Annotated in this window: 17 protein-coding genes and 1 tRNA gene; 10 read left to right on the top strand and 8 right to left on the bottom strand. The window is 70.1% G+C overall.

All coding sequences use genetic code 11. The features are described from left to right. Nucleotides 1-41: 41 nt before the first annotated feature. Nucleotides 42-1,643: an MFS transporter gene (locus PV342_RS11095; protein WP_500316807.1), complete on the top strand. Its 1,602-nt coding sequence runs from the start codon at nt 42-44 to the stop codon at nt 1,641-1,643. A gap of 96 nt (nt 1,644-1,739) precedes the next feature. Here the strand turns inward: PV342_RS11095 and PV342_RS11090 are convergent, their stop codons facing one another. Then, nucleotides 1,740-2,507, bottom strand: a complete 768-nt coding sequence (locus tag PV342_RS11090) for a DUF5324 family protein (RefSeq protein ID WP_018559201.1) — start codon at nt 2,505-2,507, stop codon at nt 1,740-1,742. A gap of 218 nt (nt 2,508-2,725) precedes the next feature. Here PV342_RS11090 and PV342_RS11085 point away from each other — a divergent pair, with 218 nt between their 5' ends. Beyond that, entirely contained in the window at nt 2,726-3,253 is a 528-nt protein-coding gene (locus tag PV342_RS11085) for a peptidylprolyl isomerase (protein WP_329191117.1), read from the top strand. 71 nt (nt 3,254-3,324) lie between these two features. Beyond that, nucleotides 3,325-4,179, top strand: coding sequence for a rhomboid family intramembrane serine protease (locus tag PV342_RS11080; protein WP_400799751.1), 855 nt, complete (start codon nt 3,325-3,327; stop codon nt 4,177-4,179). Nucleotides 4,180-4,420: 241 nt separating this feature from the next. Here the strand turns inward: PV342_RS11080 and crgA are convergent, their stop codons facing one another. Continuing rightward, a complete protein-coding gene (gene crgA / locus PV342_RS11075) occupies nt 4,421-4,675 on the bottom strand; it encodes a cell division protein CrgA (protein WP_018559198.1) in 255 nt (84 codons plus the stop codon). Between the two features lie 136 nt (nt 4,676-4,811). Between crgA and PV342_RS11070 the strand changes: the two genes are divergently transcribed. The 6 genes from PV342_RS11070 to PV342_RS11045 are packed head-to-tail and all read left to right on the top strand — an operon-like array spanning nt 4,812 to nt 9,384. Beyond that, on the top strand, nt 4,812-5,579 hold the full coding sequence (locus PV342_RS11070) for a DUF881 domain-containing protein (RefSeq protein ID WP_391576813.1): 768 nt from the start codon (nt 4,812-4,814) through the stop codon (nt 5,577-5,579). Between the two features lie 2 nt (nt 5,580-5,581). Beyond that, nucleotides 5,582-6,313 carry a class E sortase gene (locus PV342_RS11065; protein WP_500316869.1) on the top strand — a complete coding sequence of 244 codons (732 nt, stop codon included), beginning with the start codon at nt 5,582-5,584 and terminating at the stop codon, nt 6,311-6,313. A gap of 40 nt (nt 6,314-6,353) precedes the next feature. Next, entirely contained in the window at nt 6,354-6,530 is a 177-nt protein-coding gene (locus tag PV342_RS11060) for a hypothetical protein (RefSeq protein WP_018559195.1), read from the top strand. After that, nucleotides 6,527-7,162, top strand: coding sequence for an aminodeoxychorismate/anthranilate synthase component II (locus tag PV342_RS11055; protein WP_400799756.1), 636 nt, complete (start codon nt 6,527-6,529; stop codon nt 7,160-7,162). The genes PV342_RS11060 and PV342_RS11055 overlap by 4 nt, the downstream gene beginning before the upstream one ends. Before the next feature lie 4 nt (nt 7,163-7,166). Further along, nucleotides 7,167-8,627, top strand: a complete 1,461-nt coding sequence (locus tag PV342_RS11050) for a class E sortase (protein ID WP_500316805.1) — start codon at nt 7,167-7,169, stop codon at nt 8,625-8,627. A 31-nt stretch (nt 8,628-8,658) separates the two neighbouring features. After that, nucleotides 8,659-9,384 carry a class E sortase gene (locus tag PV342_RS11045; protein ID WP_500316803.1) on the top strand — a complete coding sequence of 242 codons (726 nt, stop codon included), beginning with the start codon at nt 8,659-8,661 and terminating at the stop codon, nt 9,382-9,384. Nucleotides 9,385-9,594: 210 nt separating this feature from the next. Here PV342_RS11045 and pknB read toward each other — a convergent pair whose 3' ends face one another. From pknB to PV342_RS11015, 6 genes are all read right to left on the bottom strand, one after another. Then, nucleotides 9,595-11,589, bottom strand: a complete 1,995-nt coding sequence (pknB, locus tag PV342_RS11040; protein ID WP_400799765.1) for a Stk1 family PASTA domain-containing Ser/Thr kinase — start codon at nt 11,587-11,589, stop codon at nt 9,595-9,597. Nucleotides 11,590-11,740: 151 nt separating this feature from the next. Next, nucleotides 11,741-13,201: a peptidoglycan D,D-transpeptidase FtsI family protein gene (locus tag PV342_RS11035; RefSeq protein WP_018559190.1), complete on the bottom strand. Its 1,461-nt coding sequence runs from the start codon at nt 13,199-13,201 to the stop codon at nt 11,741-11,743. Continuing rightward, nucleotides 13,198-14,610, bottom strand: a complete 1,413-nt coding sequence (locus tag PV342_RS11030) for an FtsW/RodA/SpoVE family cell cycle protein (protein ID WP_400799771.1) — start codon at nt 14,608-14,610, stop codon at nt 13,198-13,200. Before PV342_RS11030 ends, PV342_RS11035 begins: the two co-directional genes overlap by 4 nt. A 25-nt stretch (nt 14,611-14,635) precedes the next feature. Further along, on the bottom strand, nt 14,636-16,186 hold the full coding sequence (locus tag PV342_RS11025; RefSeq protein WP_361000586.1) for a PP2C family protein-serine/threonine phosphatase: 1,551 nt from the start codon (nt 16,184-16,186) through the stop codon (nt 14,636-14,638). Between the two features lie 57 nt (nt 16,187-16,243). Next, nucleotides 16,244-16,768 carry an FHA domain-containing protein FhaB/FipA gene (locus tag PV342_RS11020; RefSeq protein ID WP_018559187.1) on the bottom strand — a complete coding sequence of 175 codons (525 nt, stop codon included), beginning with the start codon at nt 16,766-16,768 and terminating at the stop codon, nt 16,244-16,246. A 10-nt stretch (nt 16,769-16,778) separates the two neighbouring features. Continuing rightward, a complete protein-coding gene (locus PV342_RS11015; RefSeq protein WP_500316801.1) occupies nt 16,779-17,633 on the bottom strand; it encodes an FHA domain-containing protein in 855 nt (284 codons plus the stop codon). 363 nt (nt 17,634-17,996) lie between these two features. On the opposite strand from PV342_RS11015, the gene PV342_RS11010 reads away from it, so the two are divergent. After that, a tRNA-Leu gene (locus tag PV342_RS11010) sits at nt 17,997-18,080 on the top strand. Nucleotides 18,081-18,131 lie beyond the last annotated feature (51 nt).

The following is an 18,131-nucleotide window of genomic DNA, read 5'->3' as shown; positions in this document are numbered from 1 at the left end:
CGGTGCGTGGGCGGTCAGCGTCCACGCGCACCGTGTCGGCCATGACGAATCCCGCAAGCACACACGACGCCGCGGCCTCGGCCCCCGCGGCCCCCGCCCGGCACCGGTGGGCGGCACTCGCCGTCTGCTGCCTGGCCGCCATGCTCCTCGGCGTCGACAACAGCGTGCTCAACTACGCCATCCCCTCGCTGCTGCGGGACATGGGCCCCTCCGGCACCGAGATCCTGTGGATCTCCGACGTCTACGGCTTCGCCATGGGCGGCCTGCTGGTCGTCATGGGCAACCTCGGCGACTGGCTCGGCCGCAAGCGGATGATGCTGCTGGGCGCCGCCGCCTTCGGTGTGGCGTCGCTGCTCACCGCCTACGCCCCCACTCCCGGGACACTGATCGCCGGCCGCGCGCTGCTCGGCGTCGCCGGGGCGGCGATGGTCCCCTCCACGCTCTCCGTCGTTCGGCACGCCTTCACCGATCCCAGGGAGCGCACCACGGCGATCGGGATCAGCAGCGGCGTCGGCGCCGCGAGTTTCGCGCTCGGCCCGGTCGTCGGCGGCCTGCTGCTGGACCACTTCTGGTGGGGCTCGGTCTTCCTGATCAACGTCCCGCTCATGGCCGTCGTCCTGGTGGCCGGTGTCCTGGTGCTGCCCGAGTCCCGCAACCCGCGCCCGGGCCGGCTCGACTGGATGGGTGTGCCGCTGTCGGTCGTCGGTGTCGTGGGCGCCGTCTACGCGATCAAGGAGGGCTTCCGGGACGGCGCGGACCACGCGCCCGTGTGGATCGCCGCGTCGGTCGGGGCGGCGGCCCTGACGCTGTTCGCCCGCCGCCAGGTGCGCGTCGAGGAACCCCTGATCGACCTGCGGCTGTTCCGCAACCCGGCCTTCAGCGGCGCGGTCGGCTCCAACCTGGTCATGATCTTCGCCTCGTCCACGCTGTCGCTCGCCTTCTCCCTGTACTTCCAGGTCGTCCGCGGCTGGTCGCCCCTCACCGCGGGGCTGGCACTCCTCCCCGGCCCGCTGGCCGCGGCCTTCGCCGCTCCGGCGGCCACCGCGCTGATCCCCCGGCTGGGCCGGGCCCGGGTGGTGGCACTCGGGCTGGTGCTGCTGTCCGCGAGCACCGCGGCGCTCGGCTCGCTGTCCTCGCCGGGGACGCCGTACTGGGGGCTGCTGGCGCCGCTGGTCGTCAACGGCGCGGGCATCATCCTGATCGTCTCCGTCACCAACGACACGATTCTGGCGAGCGCCCCCAAGGCGCGGACCGGCGCGGCCGCCGCCGTCTCGGAGACCGCCATGGAGATGGGCGGCTCGCTGGGCATCGCGGTCCTCGGCTCGCTGCTCGGCGCGGTCTACCGCGACGCCCTCGTCCTGCCCCCTGGGCTGCCGGCGGGCACCGCGGACTCCGCCCGGGAGTCGGTCGGCGGGGCCGCCGAGGCGGCCGCGCGGGTACCCGGGGCGGACGGGATCGCGCTGCTGACGGCCGCGAAGGACGCCTTCTGCCACAGCGTGCAGGTCACCGCCGTGGTGGGGGCGGTGCTGCTCGCCGTGGGCGCCGTCGCGGCGCTGTACACCCTGCGCGGGGTGCCGGCGGAGATCCCCGACCCGGAGGCCGAGGAGGAGGTCCTGCCGCCGGCCGTGCCGTCCCGACGGTGACCTGCGACGCGTACGGCGGAGGGCGGCGGACCCGTCACGGGTCCGCCGCCCTTCTGCCTGCCGTGTCGCACCGCCGCCGGTGCCCGGGCCGTCACGTCACGGGTAGGTGTCCCCGCGGTCGCGGCGGTCGTCGGCGTCCGACTCGGCCTGCTTGGCCTGCACCTCCGGGTCGAGGGCGTCCACCGGTGAGCCGTCGACCTTGCCGAACGAGGCGTCTGCCTCGACGCCGCCGTTGAGGGAGGCGCGGTCGGCGACCTCGGTGGCGGGCGCGGGCTCCACCAGCCAGTCGGGGTTGGTCTGCTTGCTCCACCACTTCCAGGCCGCGAAGCCAGCCCCGGCGACGAGGCCCGCCAGCAGCAGGCCCTTGGCGAACCGCCCGTTGCGGGCCCGGCGCTCGCGGCGGCGCTCCAGCTTGCGGATGTCGTCCGCCGTGACGTGGCTGCGCAGCACGGCGACGGCGGCGGCGCTGCGGGCGGCCGCCTCCTCCGCGGCCGGGGCCGCGACACTGCGCACGGTGGTCACCGCCTGGCCCATCCGCGGCGCCGTGAACTCCGCCGCGAGACGGGCGGTGTCACGGGTGCGCCGGGCGGCGGTCCCCACCTTCTGCTGGACGCCCGGCGGCACCGCCGCCAGGGCTTGGTCGAGACGCGCCGCCAGGTGCGCGTCGTACTGAGACCGGGCCGCCGCGCGCGCCTGCCGCCCGGCCGCCGACACCCGCGGTGCCAGGTAGATCCTGGCCTCGTCCGCGTAGTGCACGGCGTTGACCTTCGCTGTGTCGGCGTACGGCGCCACCACGTCCGCGGCGTGCCGCACGCTGTCCCTCGTCCTCTCGGCTGCGTCGCGCACGCTGTCGATGCGGGTCACGAGAACCTCCTCCTCGGTGGCGTTCGGTTTTCGCCTTTCCACCCGGTTTGAAATCATGCCCGCCGCCGCTGGGTACGGCATGTGCGTACGGGCATCCGGGTCAAGGGGGGCCTTCACCGACGATGCCACCGGAGGACCTGCGGCGCGACAGGTGCCTGCGGGATGCCGCGGCATGCGAGGATTTGCCCCTGTCAGTGAGGACTATGGAAGGCAAGATCGTGGCCGAGCAGCTCTACGCCACCCTGAAGACCAACCACGGGGACATCACCGTCCGGCTGCTGCCGAACCACGCGCCGAAGACGGTCAAGAACTTCGTGGAGCTCGCCGAGGGCGGCAGGGAGTGGACGGACCCGCACACCGGCCGGACCTCCCACGACCCCCTCTACGACGGCACGGTCTTCCACCGGGTCATCTCGGGTTTCATGATCCAGGGCGGCGACCCGCTGGGCAACGGCACCGGCGGTCCCGGCTACCAGTTCCCCGACGAGTTCCACCCGGACCTCGGCTTCACCAAGCCCTACCTCCTGGCCATGGCGAACGCCGGCCCGGGCACCAACGGCTCGCAGTTCTTCATCACGGTCGCGCCGACCGCGTGGCTCACCCGCAAGCACACGATCTTCGGCGAGGTCACCGACCCCGCCAGCCAGAAGGTCGTGGACTCCATCGCGACCACCCCCACCAATCCGCGCACCGAGCGTCCGCGGGAGGACGTCGTGATCCAGAGCGTCGTGATCGAGCGTCGCTAGCCTCCCGGGAACCCGAACGCCCCGCCCGTGCGTATGACGGGCGGGGCGATTCCGCTGCGAAGGGCTGAGACATGACCGACCAGGCCGTCCGCTGCTACCGGCACCCGGACCGGGAGACCGGGATCCGCTGCTCGCGCTGTGAGCGGCCGATCTGCCCGGAGTGCATGATCAACGCGTCGGTCGGCTTCCACTGCCCGGAGTGCGTGCGGGAGGGCCGTCGCGCGGCCCAGGCCGCGGAACCCCGTACGGTGGCGGGCGGCCCGGTCGCCGGGGACCCCCGGCTGGTCACCAAGATCCTGATCGGGCTGAACCTGCTGGTCTTCCTGCTCGCGCAGGTCGAGGGCAGGTCGTTCGTCAACGCGCTGGGGCTCTTCACCCCGTGCTACGTCCCCGGCAGTGTGCAGTGCGGCGTGGCCGGCGGACCCGGTGAGTGGTACCGGCTGGTGAGCTCGATGTTCCTTCACCAGGAGTTCGCGCACATCGCCTTCAACATGCTCTCGCTGTGGTGGATCGGCGGTCCGCTGGAGACGCTGCTCGGCCGGGCCCGCTACACCGCGCTCTACCTGATCGCGGGGCTGGGAGGCAGCGCGCTGGTGGTGCTGCTGGCCCCGGAGACGCTGACCCTGGGCGCCTCGGGCGCGATCTACGGGCTCTTCGGCGCGACGGCCGTCTTCGTGAAGCGGCTGCGGATGGACATGCGGCCGGTCCTGGTCCTGCTGGGGCTGAACCTGCTGTTCACCTTCACCTGGGGCGGCATCAGCTGGCAGGCGCACATCGGCGGTCTTGTCGTCGGCGTGATCATCGCCGTCGCGATGGCGTACGCGCCTCGCTCGCGCCGGGCGCTGGTCCAGTGGGGGACGTGCGCGGCGATGCTGGTGGCCGTGGCGGTCACGGTGTGGGCCGGGGTCGCGAATATCTCCGCGTAGGCCGTAACGCGCAGCGTTGATCAGACGTTATCCACAGAGAGGCGGAAGCCTCCTGTGCATCTTGTGGGCAAGCCGTGCGGGTACCCGTCCACACCATCTCTGACCTGCAAGATCAATGAAAGACCGGTGGTCCGTACATCGGACCACCGGTCCCACCGGTGTCAACCGGCTGGTGGTTATCCACAGATCATGCGACCTTTTCAACACTGTGGATGACGCCTGTGGATAACTGTGCGAGCTGCTACTTCCACTGCGTGGACACGACGAACCCGCCCGCGATGAAGCCGAAGCCGACCGCGATGTTCCAGTTGCCCAGTTGCTCGATCGGGAAGCTGCCCTGCGTCACGTAGAAGACCACGATCCACGCCAGGCCGACGAGGAACAGCGCCAGCATGAGCGGAGCCACCCAGCCGCGGCCGGACTGCAGCTTTATGGGGGTGGTCTTCTCCGGGGGCGGAGTGAAGTCGGCCTTCTTGCGGATCCGTGACTTCGGCACGAGGGACTCTCCTGTCGATGCGCTGCGTAACCGCGCGTGTGACGTCTTGTGTGAGCGGCCGGACGACTGGAGGGACCATGTCTCCGGGCGTCCGTTAGCGTAGTGCTTCCTCGGGTTGGAAGGAGATAAGGCTACGGTGAGCAATCCGGTTGACGTCTCCCCAGCCCGCCGATCCGCCCGGTCTGTGGTGCTTCGTGTGCTCAGCGCCGGGGTGTTCGCCATGGCGGGTCTGCTGTTCTGGATGAGTTTCGACACCGCCAAGGGCCTGGACATCCGCACCGACGACCCGCTGCTGCGCCTGTCGGACCGCGTCCAGGAGAAGAGCCGCCAGAACGAGCAACTGGACAACGAGCTCGCCGGGGTGCGCAAGGACGTCGACGGACTCGCCCACACGGACAGCGGCGTCAGCGACGCCGCCCGGAAGCAGCTGGCGCGGCTCGGCGCCGAGGCCGGCACCGTCAAGCTCACCGGTCCCGCCGTCTCCGTCACCCTGAACGACGCGCCGCCGGACGCGACCCCGCTCGTCCCGGGCGTGCCGGACCCGCAGCCGAACGACCTCGTCATCCACCAGCAGGACCTGCAGGCCGTGGTCAACGCCCTGTGGGCGGGCGGCGCCTCCGGCATCAAGGTGATGGACCAGCGGCTGATCTCCACCAGCGCGGTGCGCTGCGTCGGCAACACCCTCATCCTTCAGGGGCGCGTCTACTCCCCGCCGTACACCATCACGGCCGTCGGCGACCAGGAGAAGCTGCACAAGGCGCTGGACGCGAGCCCCGCGATCCAGAACTACCTGCAGTACGTCCAGGCCTACGGGCTCGGCTGGAAAGTCGAGGACGACCGACGGGTGACTCTTCCCGGCTACTCCGGCACAGTGGATCTGCGGTACGCCAAGCCTGTGGGGTGAGCATGCGCCTGGTGGTGCGGACGCTGAGCGAGTTGTGCATCACCGTGGGCGCGCTGATCGTGCTCTTCGTCTGCTACGTGCTGTTCTGGACCGGCGTGCGGGCGGACCGGGCGATGGACGGGGAGATCGACCGGCTGGAGGACCGCTGGGCGACCGGGCCGGTCTCCGTGGCCGAGCCGTCCCCCGGGGGCACTGACGGTCCCTCCCCTTCGGCCTCCGCCACCGGGTTTCCCGAGCCGTCCGCGCCGGCCGTGGCGCCGTACCGGGACGGCAGGGCCTTCGCGGTGATGTACGTCCCGCGGCTGGGGCGCTCCTGGCACAAGCCGGCGCTGGAGGGGAGGGGCACCGGCACCCTGAAGAAGGGGCTCGGCCACTACGCGAACACCGCCCGGCTCGGCGCCGTGGGCAACTTCGCCGTCGCCGGCCACCGCCGCACCTACGGCGACCCGTTCAAGGACTTCCCCAGGCTGCGCAAGGGCGACGAGGTGGTCCTGACCGACGGGCGCACCTGGTACACCTACGAGATCGACCGCGCACCCTACCGCACGGTCCCCATCGACGTCGCTGTGATCGATCCCGTCCCGCGGAAGTCCGGATACACCGTTCCGGGCCGCTATCTGACCCTGACCACCTGCGATCCCGAGTGGGGCCACAGCCACCGGCTCATCACCTGGGGGCACCTGGAATCCACACAGCCCGTGGAGGACGGTATGCCGGAGGGCTTGTCGGGCTAATCTTGGGCGAGGCACGGCACGGAAGGCAGGAAGGCGGCGCATGTACGGCTGGATCTGGCGGCATCTGCCGGGCAACGTGTGGGTGAAGGCTCTCCTTTCGCTGGTGCTGGTCGTCGCCGCCGTCTACATGCTGTTCCAGTACGTCTTCCCATGGGCGGAGCCGCTGCTGCCGTTCGGGGACGTCACCGTCGACGAGGGGATGCCGGCCGGCCGATGAGCGCGCGCATCCTCGTCGTGGACAACTACGACAGCTTCGTCTTCAACCTGGTCCAGTACCTGTACCAGCTGGGCGCCGAGTGCGAGGTGCTCCGCAACGACCAGGTGGAGCTCTCCCACGCCCAGGACGGCTTCGACGGCGTCCTGCTCTCGCCCGGCCCCGGCACCCCCGAGGAGGCCGGCGTCTGCGTCGACATGGTGCGCCACTGCGCCGCCACCGACGTCCCGGTCTTCGGCGTCTGCCTCGGACTGCAGTCCATGGCGGTCGCCTACGGCGGCGTGGTGGACCGGGCGCCCGAACTGCTGCACGGCAAGACCTCCCTGGTGACCCACGAGGGCCACGGGGTCTTCGCCGGGCTGCCGACGCCGTTCACCGCGACCCGCTACCACTCGCTGGCGGTCGAACGGGACACGGTGCCGGAGGAGTTGGAGATCACCTCCTGGACGGAGAGCGGCATCATCATGGGACTGCGGCACCGCAGCGCCCGGGTGGAGGGCGTCCAGTTCCACCCCGAGTCGGTGCTCACCGAATGGGGGCACCGGATGCTCGCCAACTGGCTCGTGGAATGCGGCGACAAGGGAGCCGTCGAGCGTTCCGCGGGCCTCGCGCCTGTGGTCGGAACCAGGGCGTGACTGCGTGACCGCGCATCGGCACTTCGGTGACACCGCCGAATTCGCCGCCGCGGTGGAGGGCTTGGCCGACCCGCTCAGCGACCCGCTGCCCCACACCGCCCGGCACGCGGCCCGGCCCGCGCAGGAAGCCGCGGCGGAGCCCGCCGGGGAGTCGCTCACGGAGCCTTCCGCCGAGCCCGCCACGACGTCGCCCGCCACCGCGCAGCCGGTCGCGCCCCAGGCCTCGGTCCCGGGCCGGCGGACGTACGAGCAGGGCGTCCAGGGGTCCGTGCGACCCGCCTACGAGGCGCCGCCCGCCGTTCCGTGGCCGTCCGCGTCGCCCGCGCCCGTGCCCGCGCCGGCTCCAGAGGAGCCGCCCGAGCCGCGCCCCCGGCACAGGGGGCCGGCCGAACAGCCGTACACCGAGGGGGCCAGGCCCGTCCGGCGCCCTCTCACCGACGAGGAGCGGGCCGCCGCGCGCCGACGCGTCGCGGGGGCGCCCGGGGACACCATGGCGATGCCCGCGGTGACCGGGCCGGAGCCCCAACGGGAGCGCGACCCCGGGGACCCGGAGCGGGAGAAGGCGGCCCAGCCGTCCCCCGACGCCCTGGCTCCCGAGGGCGGCGGCCGTGCCGCCCGCCGGAAAGCGGCCCAGGAGGCCGCACGGCGCGGTGGCAGGGGACGGAGGCGTTCCGGTCCCGCCGCGGCCTCCCAGGCCGCCACAGAGGCCGCCACGGCCCCCATGGCGTCGAGCCCGGCCGCCCCGAGGTCCCGCATGGAGGCCCGGCGCGCGGCGCGCGCGGCCAAGGAGAGCCCCGCGGTGATCGCCAGCAGGGTCGCCGGCGAGCTGTTCATCACCCTGGGCGTGCTGATGCTGCTCTTCGTCACCTACCAGCTGTGGTGGACCAACGTCCTCGCCCACCAGCAGGCCGGCGGCGCCGCCAACAACCTGCAGAAGCAGTGGGAGGGCGAGAAGGGGCCGAACCGCGATCCCGGCGCCTTCACCCCCGGGCAGGGCTTCGCGATCATGTACATCCCCAAGCTGGACGTGAAGGCGCCGATCGCCGAGGGCATCGACAAGCACAAGGTGCTGGACAAGGGCATGATCGGCCACTACTCCGGCGAGCTGGAGACGGCCATGCCCTGGGACAAGAAGGGCAACTTCTCCCTCGCCGCGCACCGCAACACCCACGGCGAACCGTTCCGCTACGTCAACAAGCTGGTGGCGGGGGACAAGGTCGTGGTCGAGACCGAGAGCACGTACTACACGTACGAGGTCACGAGCATGCTGCCCTCGACCCCGCCCTCCAACATCTCGGTGATCAAGCCGATCCCCGTCGGATCGGGCTTCACCAAGCCCGGCCGCTACATCACACTGACCACGTGCACACCGGAGTTCACCAGCAAGTACCGGTTGATCGTCTGGGGCAAGATGGTCGAGGAACGGCCGCGCAGCAAGGGCAAGCCGGACGCCCTGGTCGAGTAGGCCAGGTACGGACGCACACAGATCGGGGCAAGTGGTGACGACCACGCAGCATGACCGCGCCCGGGAGGCCGTGCCGACCCGGCGCCGCCTCTCGTGGCTCGCCGCCACCGTCAGCCTGATCGGTGAACTCCTCATCACCGCGGGCGTGATCCTGGGCCTCTTCGTCGTCTACTCCCTGTGGTGGACGAACGTCCTGGCCGACCGTGCCGCCAAGCAGGACAGCGACGCCATACGGCGCCAGTGGGCCGACAGCGCCCCGGGCAAGCTCGACACCAAGGGCGGCATCGGCTTCCTCCACGTCCCCGCCATGGGCAAGGACTACGAGGTCCTGGTGACGAAGGGCACCACCACGAAGGTGCTCAACGAGGGCGTCGCCGGCTACTACACGGACCCCGTCGAGTCGGCCATGCCCTGGGACAAGAAGGGCAACTTCACGCTCGCCGCGCACCGCGACGGCCACGGCGCCAAGTTCCACAACATCCACAAGATCAAGGACGGCGACCCGATCGTCTTCGAGGACCGCGACACCTGGTACGTCTACAAGGTCTACAAGGTGCTCCCCGAGACCTCGAAGTTCAACGTCGAGGTCATCGACCAGATCCCGAAGGAGAGCGGCAAGAAGAAGGCCGGCCGCTACCTCACGCTCACGACCTGCACCCCGGTCTACACCTCGCGCGACCGCTACATCGTGTGGGCCGAACTCGTCCGCACCCAGAAGGTGGACGCCCAGCGGACGCCTCCGGCGGAGCTGGGCTGAGGCGAAGGCGAAGGCGCCTTCGCCTTCGCCGGCGCGCGCGAACGGAAGGGGCCGCGGACACCGAGTCCGCGGCCCCTTCCGTGTCCGGGCGCGGGGCCGGGCAGCGGGGGCGGGCGAACGGCCCCGGACCCTCGCGGGCAGTAATGAAGCGGGGAGGCGGTCACCGTGGTGACCGCCTCCCCGCTTCGTCAGGCGTGGTGACCGGCTGCGTCAGCCGCCGCCGCCTCCGTTGATGAAGCCGCCGCCTCCGTTGTTGCCGCCGTTCGGGTTGTCCTGGGCGAAGAGCGTCAGGGTGTCACCCGGCTTCACCGGGGTGCCGGGCAGCGGGAACTGGTTGGTCACGATGGCGCCGTCGTTCTGCGAGGAGTTGCCGACGAAGTTGATCTTCAGACCGAGTTCGTTGGCCTGGGCTTTGGCATCCCCGAGCGTCCCGTTCCTCAGCTCGGGCATCTGGCTCGTGGACGGGGGCTTGGCGACGAACAAAGTCACCGAGCTGCCGGCCGTGAGCTTGCTGCCACCCCGCGGGTTCTGGTCGACGATCTTGCCCTGTGGCTGGTCCGCCGACTCACGGTCCTGCGTGGTGACCTTCAGTCCTTGGTCCTCAAGGGTCTTCTTGGCCTGCGCCACGTCCTGGCCGATCACGTCGAGGACCACGACCTCTTCGGGCGCCACGGCCACGGTCAGCGTGATCGTCGTGCCCTTGGCACGCTTCGAGCCGCCCTTGGGGTCCTGCTTGAGGACGGTGCCCTCGTCCTCGCTGGAGGTCTGGGACTGCTTGTCGACCTCGAAGCCCGCGTCCTTCAGCTCGCTCTCGGCGTCGTCGAAGGAGTCACCGGTGACATCCGGGACGTCGACCTTCTCGGTTCCCTTGGAGAGCTGCAGGGTGACGGTCTGGTCCTTGGGGATCTTGCTGTTGACCTCGGCCGACTGCTTGCAGACCTTGTCCTTGGGCTGGTCGGCACAGAAGACCGGGTCGCCGAAGGCGATGGTGATCTCGCCGTTCGCCGCCTTGGTCTCGGCTTCGGACTTGGAGTCGCCGACGAACTGCGGGACGCTCACCGTGCCGCTGCCCTCGTTGCCGCCGAACATCGCCTTGCCCATGAAGATCGCGCCGATCAGGACCAGGACGGCCGCGACGACCAGCAGGATCGTGGACGTGTTGCTCTTCTTCGGCTTGCGCCGGCCGCCGCCGCCCTGGGGCTGGTCGTAGCCAAAGCCGCCGTCGTCGTCCCGCATGGGCGGCAGCATCGAGGTGCCGGCGTCCTGCTGGGGCGGGAGGGCCGTGGTGGGTGCGTCGTTGCCGTAGCCGCCGTAGCCGCCGCCGTTGTATCCGACGGAGCCCAGGGCGACCGTCGCGGCGACGGGCTGGCCGTCGAGGCAGGCCTCGATGTCGGCGCGCATCTCGTCGGCGGACTGGTAGCGGTAGTCCGGGTCCTTGGTCAGCGCCTTGAGGACGATGGCGTCCATCGCCGGCGAGACCTCGGGGTCGTAGATGCTCGGCGGCTGCGGCTCCTCGCGCACGTGCTGGTACGCCACCGCCACCGGGGAGTCGCCGACGAAGGGCGGTCGCACGGTGAGCAGCTCGTACAGCAGGCAGCCCGTGGAGTACAGGTCGGAGCGCGCGTCGACGCTCTCGCCCTTGGCCTGCTCCGGGGAGAGGTACTGGGCGGTGCCGATCACGGCCGCGGTCTGCGTCATGGTCATGCCGGAGTCGCCCATGGCGCGGGCGATGCCGAAGTCCATGACCTTGACCTGACCGTTCCGGGTCAGCATCACGTTCGCGGGCTTGATGTCGCGGTGCACGATGCCGGACCGGTGGCTGTACTCCAGGGCCTGGAGGATGCCGATGGTCATCTCCAGGGACCGCTCCGGCAGCAGCTTGCGGCCGGAGTGGAGCAGCTCGCGCAGGGTGGACCCGTCCACGTACTCCATGACGATGTACGGGATGGAGACCCCGTCGACGTAGTCCTCACCGGTGTCGTACACGGCGACGATCGACGGGTGGTTCAGCGAGGCGGCCGACTGGGCCTCACGGCGGAACCGGGCCTGGAAGGACGGGTCGCGGGCGAGGTCCACCCGGAGCGTCTTCACGGCGACGGTGCGGCCGAGCCGGGTGTCATGGGCGATGTACACCTCGGCCATGCCACCGCGGCCGAGCACCGAGCCCAGCTCGTACCGGCCGCCGAGGCGACGCGGCTCTTCCATAGCGCTTGCCCTTCCTAAACCGTCCGTGTGGCTGCTCGGGCATACCGTACCCGCCGCCGCGTGCCGATCCCGGTCCTCGCCGGTAGCCGATATACGACCGGTATCGCGACGTGCGACTTAACGCACATCCATGGATACGGTGTGACCGGCATCACTTGTTCAGCACGGCCTCCATGACACTCTTGGCGATTGGCGCGGCGAAGCCGCCGCCAGAGATGTCGCCGCGGTTCGCGCTGGCGTCCTCGACCACGACGGCGACGGCGACCGGGGAGCCCTTGTCGGTCTTCGCGTATGAGATGAACCACGCGTAAGGACTCTCACTGTTGTCGATGCCGTGCTGGGCGGTACCGGTCTTTCCACCGACCGTGACGCCCGGGATCCGGGCGTTCTTGCCGGTGCCCTCCTCGACCACGGTCTTCATGATGTCCTGCAGCTTCTGCGCGTTTTCGGCGCTGAGCGGCTGCGAGAACTCCTTCGGCTTGGTTTGCTCGACGATCGCGTTGTTCGGCGCCCGCAGCTGGCTGACCATGTACGGCTCCATCAGCTTGCCGTCATTGGCGATCGCGGAGGCGACCATGGCCATCTGCAGCGGGGTGGCGGCCGTCTCGAACTGGCCGATGGACGACAGGGCCGTCTGCGGCTTGTCCATGGTCTTGGAGATGTTGCTCGCCTCGGCGCGGACCGGAACGAAGAGCTGCTGGTTGAAGCCGAACTTCTCGGCCTCTTCCACCATCTTGTCGCGGCCGAGGTCGGCGCCGATCTTGCCGAAGACCGAGTTGCAGGAATACTGGAGCGCCACACGCAGGGTGGCGTTCTTGCAGGGGATGTTCCCCTCGTTCTCCAGCGGTGTGGTGGTGTTCGGCAGGATGTAGGGCACCGGCGAGTCCGTCGCGTCGTCGACCCCGCTGTACAGGCCGTTCTCCAGTGCCGCGGCGGCCGTGACGACCTTGAAGGTCGAGCCGGGCGGATAGGTCTGGCGCAGCGCCCGGTTGAGCATCGGCTCGTCCGGGTTGTTCTTCTTCTGCAGGGAGTTCCAGGCCTTGCCGTCCTTCTCCGAGTTGCCGGCGAAGGACGTGGGGTCGTACGACGGGGTGCTGGCCAGCGCCAGGATGGCGCCGGTCCGCGGGTCGATCGCGGCGACCGCGCCCTTCTTGTTGCCGAGGCCCTTGAAGGCGGCGCGCTGTGCCGCGCCGTTCAGCGTCGTGACGACGTCGCCGCCCTGCTTCTGCTTGCCGGAGAGGATGTCGACGGTGCGCTTGAAGAAGAGCCGGTCGTCGTCGCCGGTGAGGATCGAGTCGTAGATCGACTCGAGTTGGGTGGAGCCGAAGGCCTGGGAGGCGTAGCCGGTGACCGGCGCCCACAGGGGGCCGTTCTTGAAGGTGGCCTTGTACTTGAAGTCGCTGCCGTTGGTCTCGGTGTGGCCGGTGATCGCCTTGCCGTCGACGATTATGTCGCCGCGCGGGGTGGCGTACTGGTTGATCGCGACGCGGCGGTTGTGGGTGTTCGTCTTGAGCTCGTCTGCCTGGACGAACTGGAGGTAGTTCGCGCGGACGAGCATGGCGAGGACGAGCAGGCCGCAGAAGATGGCCACCCGCCGCAGGGGCTTGTTCACTGGACGCGCACCACCTGGGTCGGTTCGGCATCGGGGGACGTGGGGGTCGGGGCGGGCCTGCGCGCGGTGTCGCTGATCCGCAGCAGGATGCCCACGAGGGCCCAGTTGGCGATCACCGACGAGCCGCCGGCCGCGACGAACGGCATCGTCATACCGGTCAGCGGGATGAGGCCCATGACGCCGCCGGCGACGACGAAGACCTGGAGCGCGAAGGCTCCGGACAGGCCGATCGCCAGCAGCTTCCCGAAGGGGTCACGGGCCGCGAGCGCGGTGCGGACGCCCCGCTCGACGATCAGCCCGTAGAGGAGCAGGAAGGCCATCAGGCCGGCCAGTCCCAGCTCCTCGCCGACGGTGGCGAGGATGAAGTCGGAGTTGGCGGCGAAGCCGATCAGGTCGGAGTTGCCCTGGCCGAGGCCGGTACCGAGGATCCCGCCGGAGCCGAAGGACATCAGGGCCTGGGCGACCTGGTCGCTCGTGCCGTTCTTGAAGGCCGCGAACGGGTCCAGCCAGGCGTCGACGCGCTCCTGGACGTGGGGTTCGAAGGTGGCCACGCCGACGGCGCCGACGGCGGACATCAGCAGACCGAAGACGATCCAGCTGGTGCGCTCGGTGGCGACGTACAGCATGACGACGAAGAGGCCGAAGAAGAGCAGTGACGTACCGAGGTCGGTCTCGAAGACCAGGATCAGGATGCTCAGGGCCCAGATCACCAGGATCGGGCCGAGGTCGCGGCCGCGCGGCAGGTACAGGCCCATGAACCGGCGGCTGGCGAGGGCCAGCGCGTCCCGCTTCACCATCAGGTAGCCGGAGAAGAAGACCGCGATGATGATCTTCGCGAACTCACCGGGCTGGATCGTGCCGACGCCGGGGATCCTGATCCAGATCTTCGCACCGTTCACCGGCGGGAAGAACATCGGCAGGATCAGCAGTATCAGCGCCACCACCATCGAGATGTAGGTGTAGCGCTGCAGGATTCGGTGGTCCTTGAGGAAGGCCAGCACCGCGACGAACAGGGCGACGCCCACGGCCGAGTACAGCAGCTGCTTCGGGGTGTCCGGGCTGAACGACCCGAACAGGGCCTCGGCGCGCTGGTGGAGCCGGGGGGACTGGTCGAGCCGCCAGATGAAGACGAGGCCCATGCCGTTGAGCAGGGTCACCAGCGGGAGCAGCAAGGGGTCGGCGTACGGGGCGAACTTGCGTACCGTGAGGTGCGCCACTCCGGCCAGCGCGGCCAGCCCGAGACCGTAGCCGAGCATGCCCGAGGGCAGCTCGTCGGTCATGGCCAGCCCGACGTTCGCGTACGCGAAGACCGGGATCAGGACCGCGAAGACGAGGAGCGCGAGCTCGGTGTTCCGGCGGCTCGGTGCGCCGACGGATGTGATGGTCGTGGTGTTGGTGACAACGCTCATGCTGGACTGACGCCCCTCCTGCTCACTAGCTGCCGCTGGGGCACTGTTGGGCCAGCGACTGGTCCTCGTCGGAGAGGGTGGGGCTGGTCGACGGGCTGCTGGAGGGGGTCGTGCTGGGCTTGGGGGAGCCGGACGCGTCCGAGGACGGGCTGCCGGTCGTCTTGCCGGTGGCGGTGTCGGCGCCCTTCTGCTCGTCCTTCTTGGCCTTCTCCGCCGCGGCTGCCTCGGACTTGTCGATGGCTTCCTTGGTCTGGCAGACCTTCGCCTGGTGCTCGAGCTCGTTCGCCGTCCTGCGCGCGTCGGCGAGGTCGCTGGCGGCGATCGTGGCCGTGACGTACTTGCGCTGGTTCTGCGGCAGGTACTTGAGTTCGATACCGGGGCGGTCCTCGTGGACCTTCGACAGGTTCACCCAGGCCAGCTTCTGCTCGATGCCCTGGTAGATCGCCGCGTGGTCGCCCTTGACGCCCACGTAGTACTGCGTCTGGGTCCAGCGGTACGCGCCGTACAGGCCGCCGCCGACGACACCGAGGACGACCAGCAGGATCAGCGAGCGCTTGAGCCACCGGCCGCGCTTGCGGGGCTTGCCCAGCTCCGCGTCGTCGAACGCGCCGAAGCCGTCCGCCTGGGCGCCGATCTGCGGGTCACCGCTGCCGGGCGGGCCGAAGGAACCCTCGGGGGCCGGCGGGCGGCCGAGCTCGGAGGCGCGGCCGGCCGGGGTCTGCAGGTGCCGCGGGTCGGACACCGGCAGGTGGTGCCGGCTGTCGGCGACGGCGCCCACGACGACGGGCGTGTCGTGCAGCTGCGCGGCCAGGGTGTCGCCGTCGTCGATGTCCAGGACGTCGGCGACGATGCACGTGATGTTGTCGGGGCCGCCGCCGCGCAGGGCGAGCTGGATCAGCTCCTGCACGGTCTCGGCGGGCGCCTGGTACCCGGCGAGGGTGTCCTCGAGGGTCTGGTGACTGACGACGCCGGACAGGCCGTCGGAGCAGATCAGGTAGCGGTCGCCGGCCCGGACCTCGCGGATCGACAGGTCGGGCTCCACCTGGCCGCGGCCGTCCAGGGCGCGCATCAGCAGCGAGCGCTGCGGGTGCGTGCCGGCCTCCTCCTCGGTGATCCGGCCCTCGTCGACGAGCCGCTGCACCCAGGTGTGGTCCTGGGTGATCTGGGTGAGCACCCCGTCGCGCAGCAGGTACGCGCGGGAGTCGCCGACGTGCACCAGACCGAGCCGTTGGCCGGTCCAGAGCAGGGCGGTGAGCGTGGTGCCCATGCCCTCCAGTTGCGCGTCCTCCTCGACCATGACGCGCAGCTGGTCGTTGGCCCGCTGCACGGCGGTGGCGAGGGAGGTGAGGATGTCCGAGCCGGGGATGTCGTCGTCGAGGGGGACGAGGGTGGAGATCACCTCGGAGGAGGCGACCTCACCGGCGGCCTGGCCGCCCATGCCGTCGGCGATGGCGAGCAGCCGGGGGCCGGCGTAGCCGGAGTCCTCGTTGCCCTCCCGGATCATTCCCTTGTGCGAGCCGGCGGCGAAGCGCAACGACAGAGTCATGCGCACCTCGCCCGTCGGCTCCGGGTACATCCGCACGCTGCCCACCCTCTCGCTCGCGCTCGCTGGCTGTGCTCGCCCATTGTGCGACTACTTCCGCAGCTCGATGACGGTCTTGCCGATGCGGATCGGCGCACCGAGCGGGATCGGGGTCGGCGTGGTGAGCCGGTTCCGGTCCATGAAGGTGCCGTTGGTGGATCCCAGGTCCTCGACGATCCAGTTGCCGTCGCGGTCCGGGTAGATCCTGGCATGACGGCTGGACGCGTAGTCGTCGTCGAGCACGATCGTGGAATCGTGCGCCCGGCCCAAGGTGATCGTCTGGCCCTGGAGCGCGACCGTGGTACCCGCGAGCGAGCCCTCGGAGACCACCAGCTTGGTGGGGGCGCCGCGCCGGGCCCGGTTGTTGTTGTTCTGCTGCTGACGGCCCTGCGCAGCCTGCTGCGCCTGCTGGCGCTGCTGCGGAGGACGTGTCTGGGCCTCGCGGCGCCCGGCCGCGCGCTGGGTCACCCGGGTCCCGAACAGGTCGCTGCGGATGACCTGCACGGCCACGATGACGAACAGCCACAGTACGGCGAGGAAACCCAACCGCATGACCGTGAGGGTCAGCTCTGACATTGCCCCCGCTTCACCCTTCGGCTTGCCGGTACACGATGGTGGTACTGCCCACGACGATCCGTGAACCGTCGCGGAGCGTAGCGCGCTGGGTGTGCTGTCCGTCCACCACGATGCCGTTCGTGGACCCGAGGTCCACGACCGTGGAGGGCGATCCCGCCCTGATCTCGCAGTGGCGGCGGGACACACCGGGGTCGTCGACCCGGACGTCGGCCTCGGTGCTGCGGCCGAGGACCAGGGTCGGACGCGAGATCTGGTGGCGGGTGCCGTTGATCTCGACCCAGCGGCGTACGTTCATGCCCGCGCCACCGGGGGCCGTGGGGCCTCCTCCGGGGAGCCGGGTGACCGGCGCGGCGCCGGCGGGCGGACCGGCCGGCATCGGCGGCGGTCCCGCGGGGCGCTGCGGGGCCTGCTGCGGGTAGCCGTAGCCACCGCGGCCGGCAGGGGACTGCTGTTGCTGCTGGTACTGCTGCTGGTACTGCTGCTGGGACTCGCTGGAGGCGAGAGTGCGGCTGCGCACCCGGTACAGGCCGGTGTCGAGGTCGTCGGCCTTCTCCAGGTTCACCTTGATGTTGCCCATGAAGGTGTAGCGCTGCTGCTTGGCGTAGTCGCGGACCATGCCGGCGAGCTCCTCGCCGAGCTGGACGGCGTACGGGCTCAGGCGCTCGTAGTCGGAGGTGCTGAGCTCGACGATGAAGTCGTTGGGGACCACGGTGCGGTCCCGGTTCCAGATCGTCGCGTTGTTGTCGCACTCGCGCTGCAGGGCACCCGCGATCTCCACGGGCTGGACCTCGGACTTGAACACCTTGGCGAAGGTGCCGTTCACGAAGCCCTCGAGACGCTGCTCGAACTTCTTGAGTACTCCCACGGTGCACCTCCCTCCTCGAGGTCCTGCGGTCGCCACGGCGGTCCGCCGTGATCTTCCGGTCCGATCCTTCCGGTACTGCTTACTGATCGTATCCACGCACTGGGAAAACCGCTGGTTCCCTGGACGGTCCCAGGGGACCGGTGTCAACAGTGCCACGGTCCGCGGCCGCTCCCCCACAGGGATGGTAGAGGCGGCCCATGCCAGTGTCCCGCAACAGAGGACGGTTCCCCTCGCTCGGGGGTGCCCGGAAACGGATGTGATTCCACCCTGAGCAGCGTGCTAATGTTCTCGATGTCGGAAGGCGCCGACGCACCGGACGGGGAAGACCCCAAGGTGTGAAGGACGGCAGAAGACAACACCCATGCGCGGGTGGCGGAATAGGCAGACGCGCTGGATTCAGGTTCCAGTGCCCGAAAGGGCGTGGGGGTTCAACTCCCCCCTCGCGCACAGCGGAGTACCGAGACGGGCTCCCGACAGTGACGAAAGTCGCGGTCGGGG

It is taken from the genome of Streptomyces sp. PA03-3a (assembly GCF_033792735.1).
In the GTDB taxonomy this organism is placed as follows: Bacteria; Actinomycetota; Actinomycetes; order Streptomycetales; family Streptomycetaceae; genus Actinacidiphila.
Note: the sequence above shows the minus strand (reverse complement) of the source record. Positions and strands in the feature narration are given on the sequence as shown.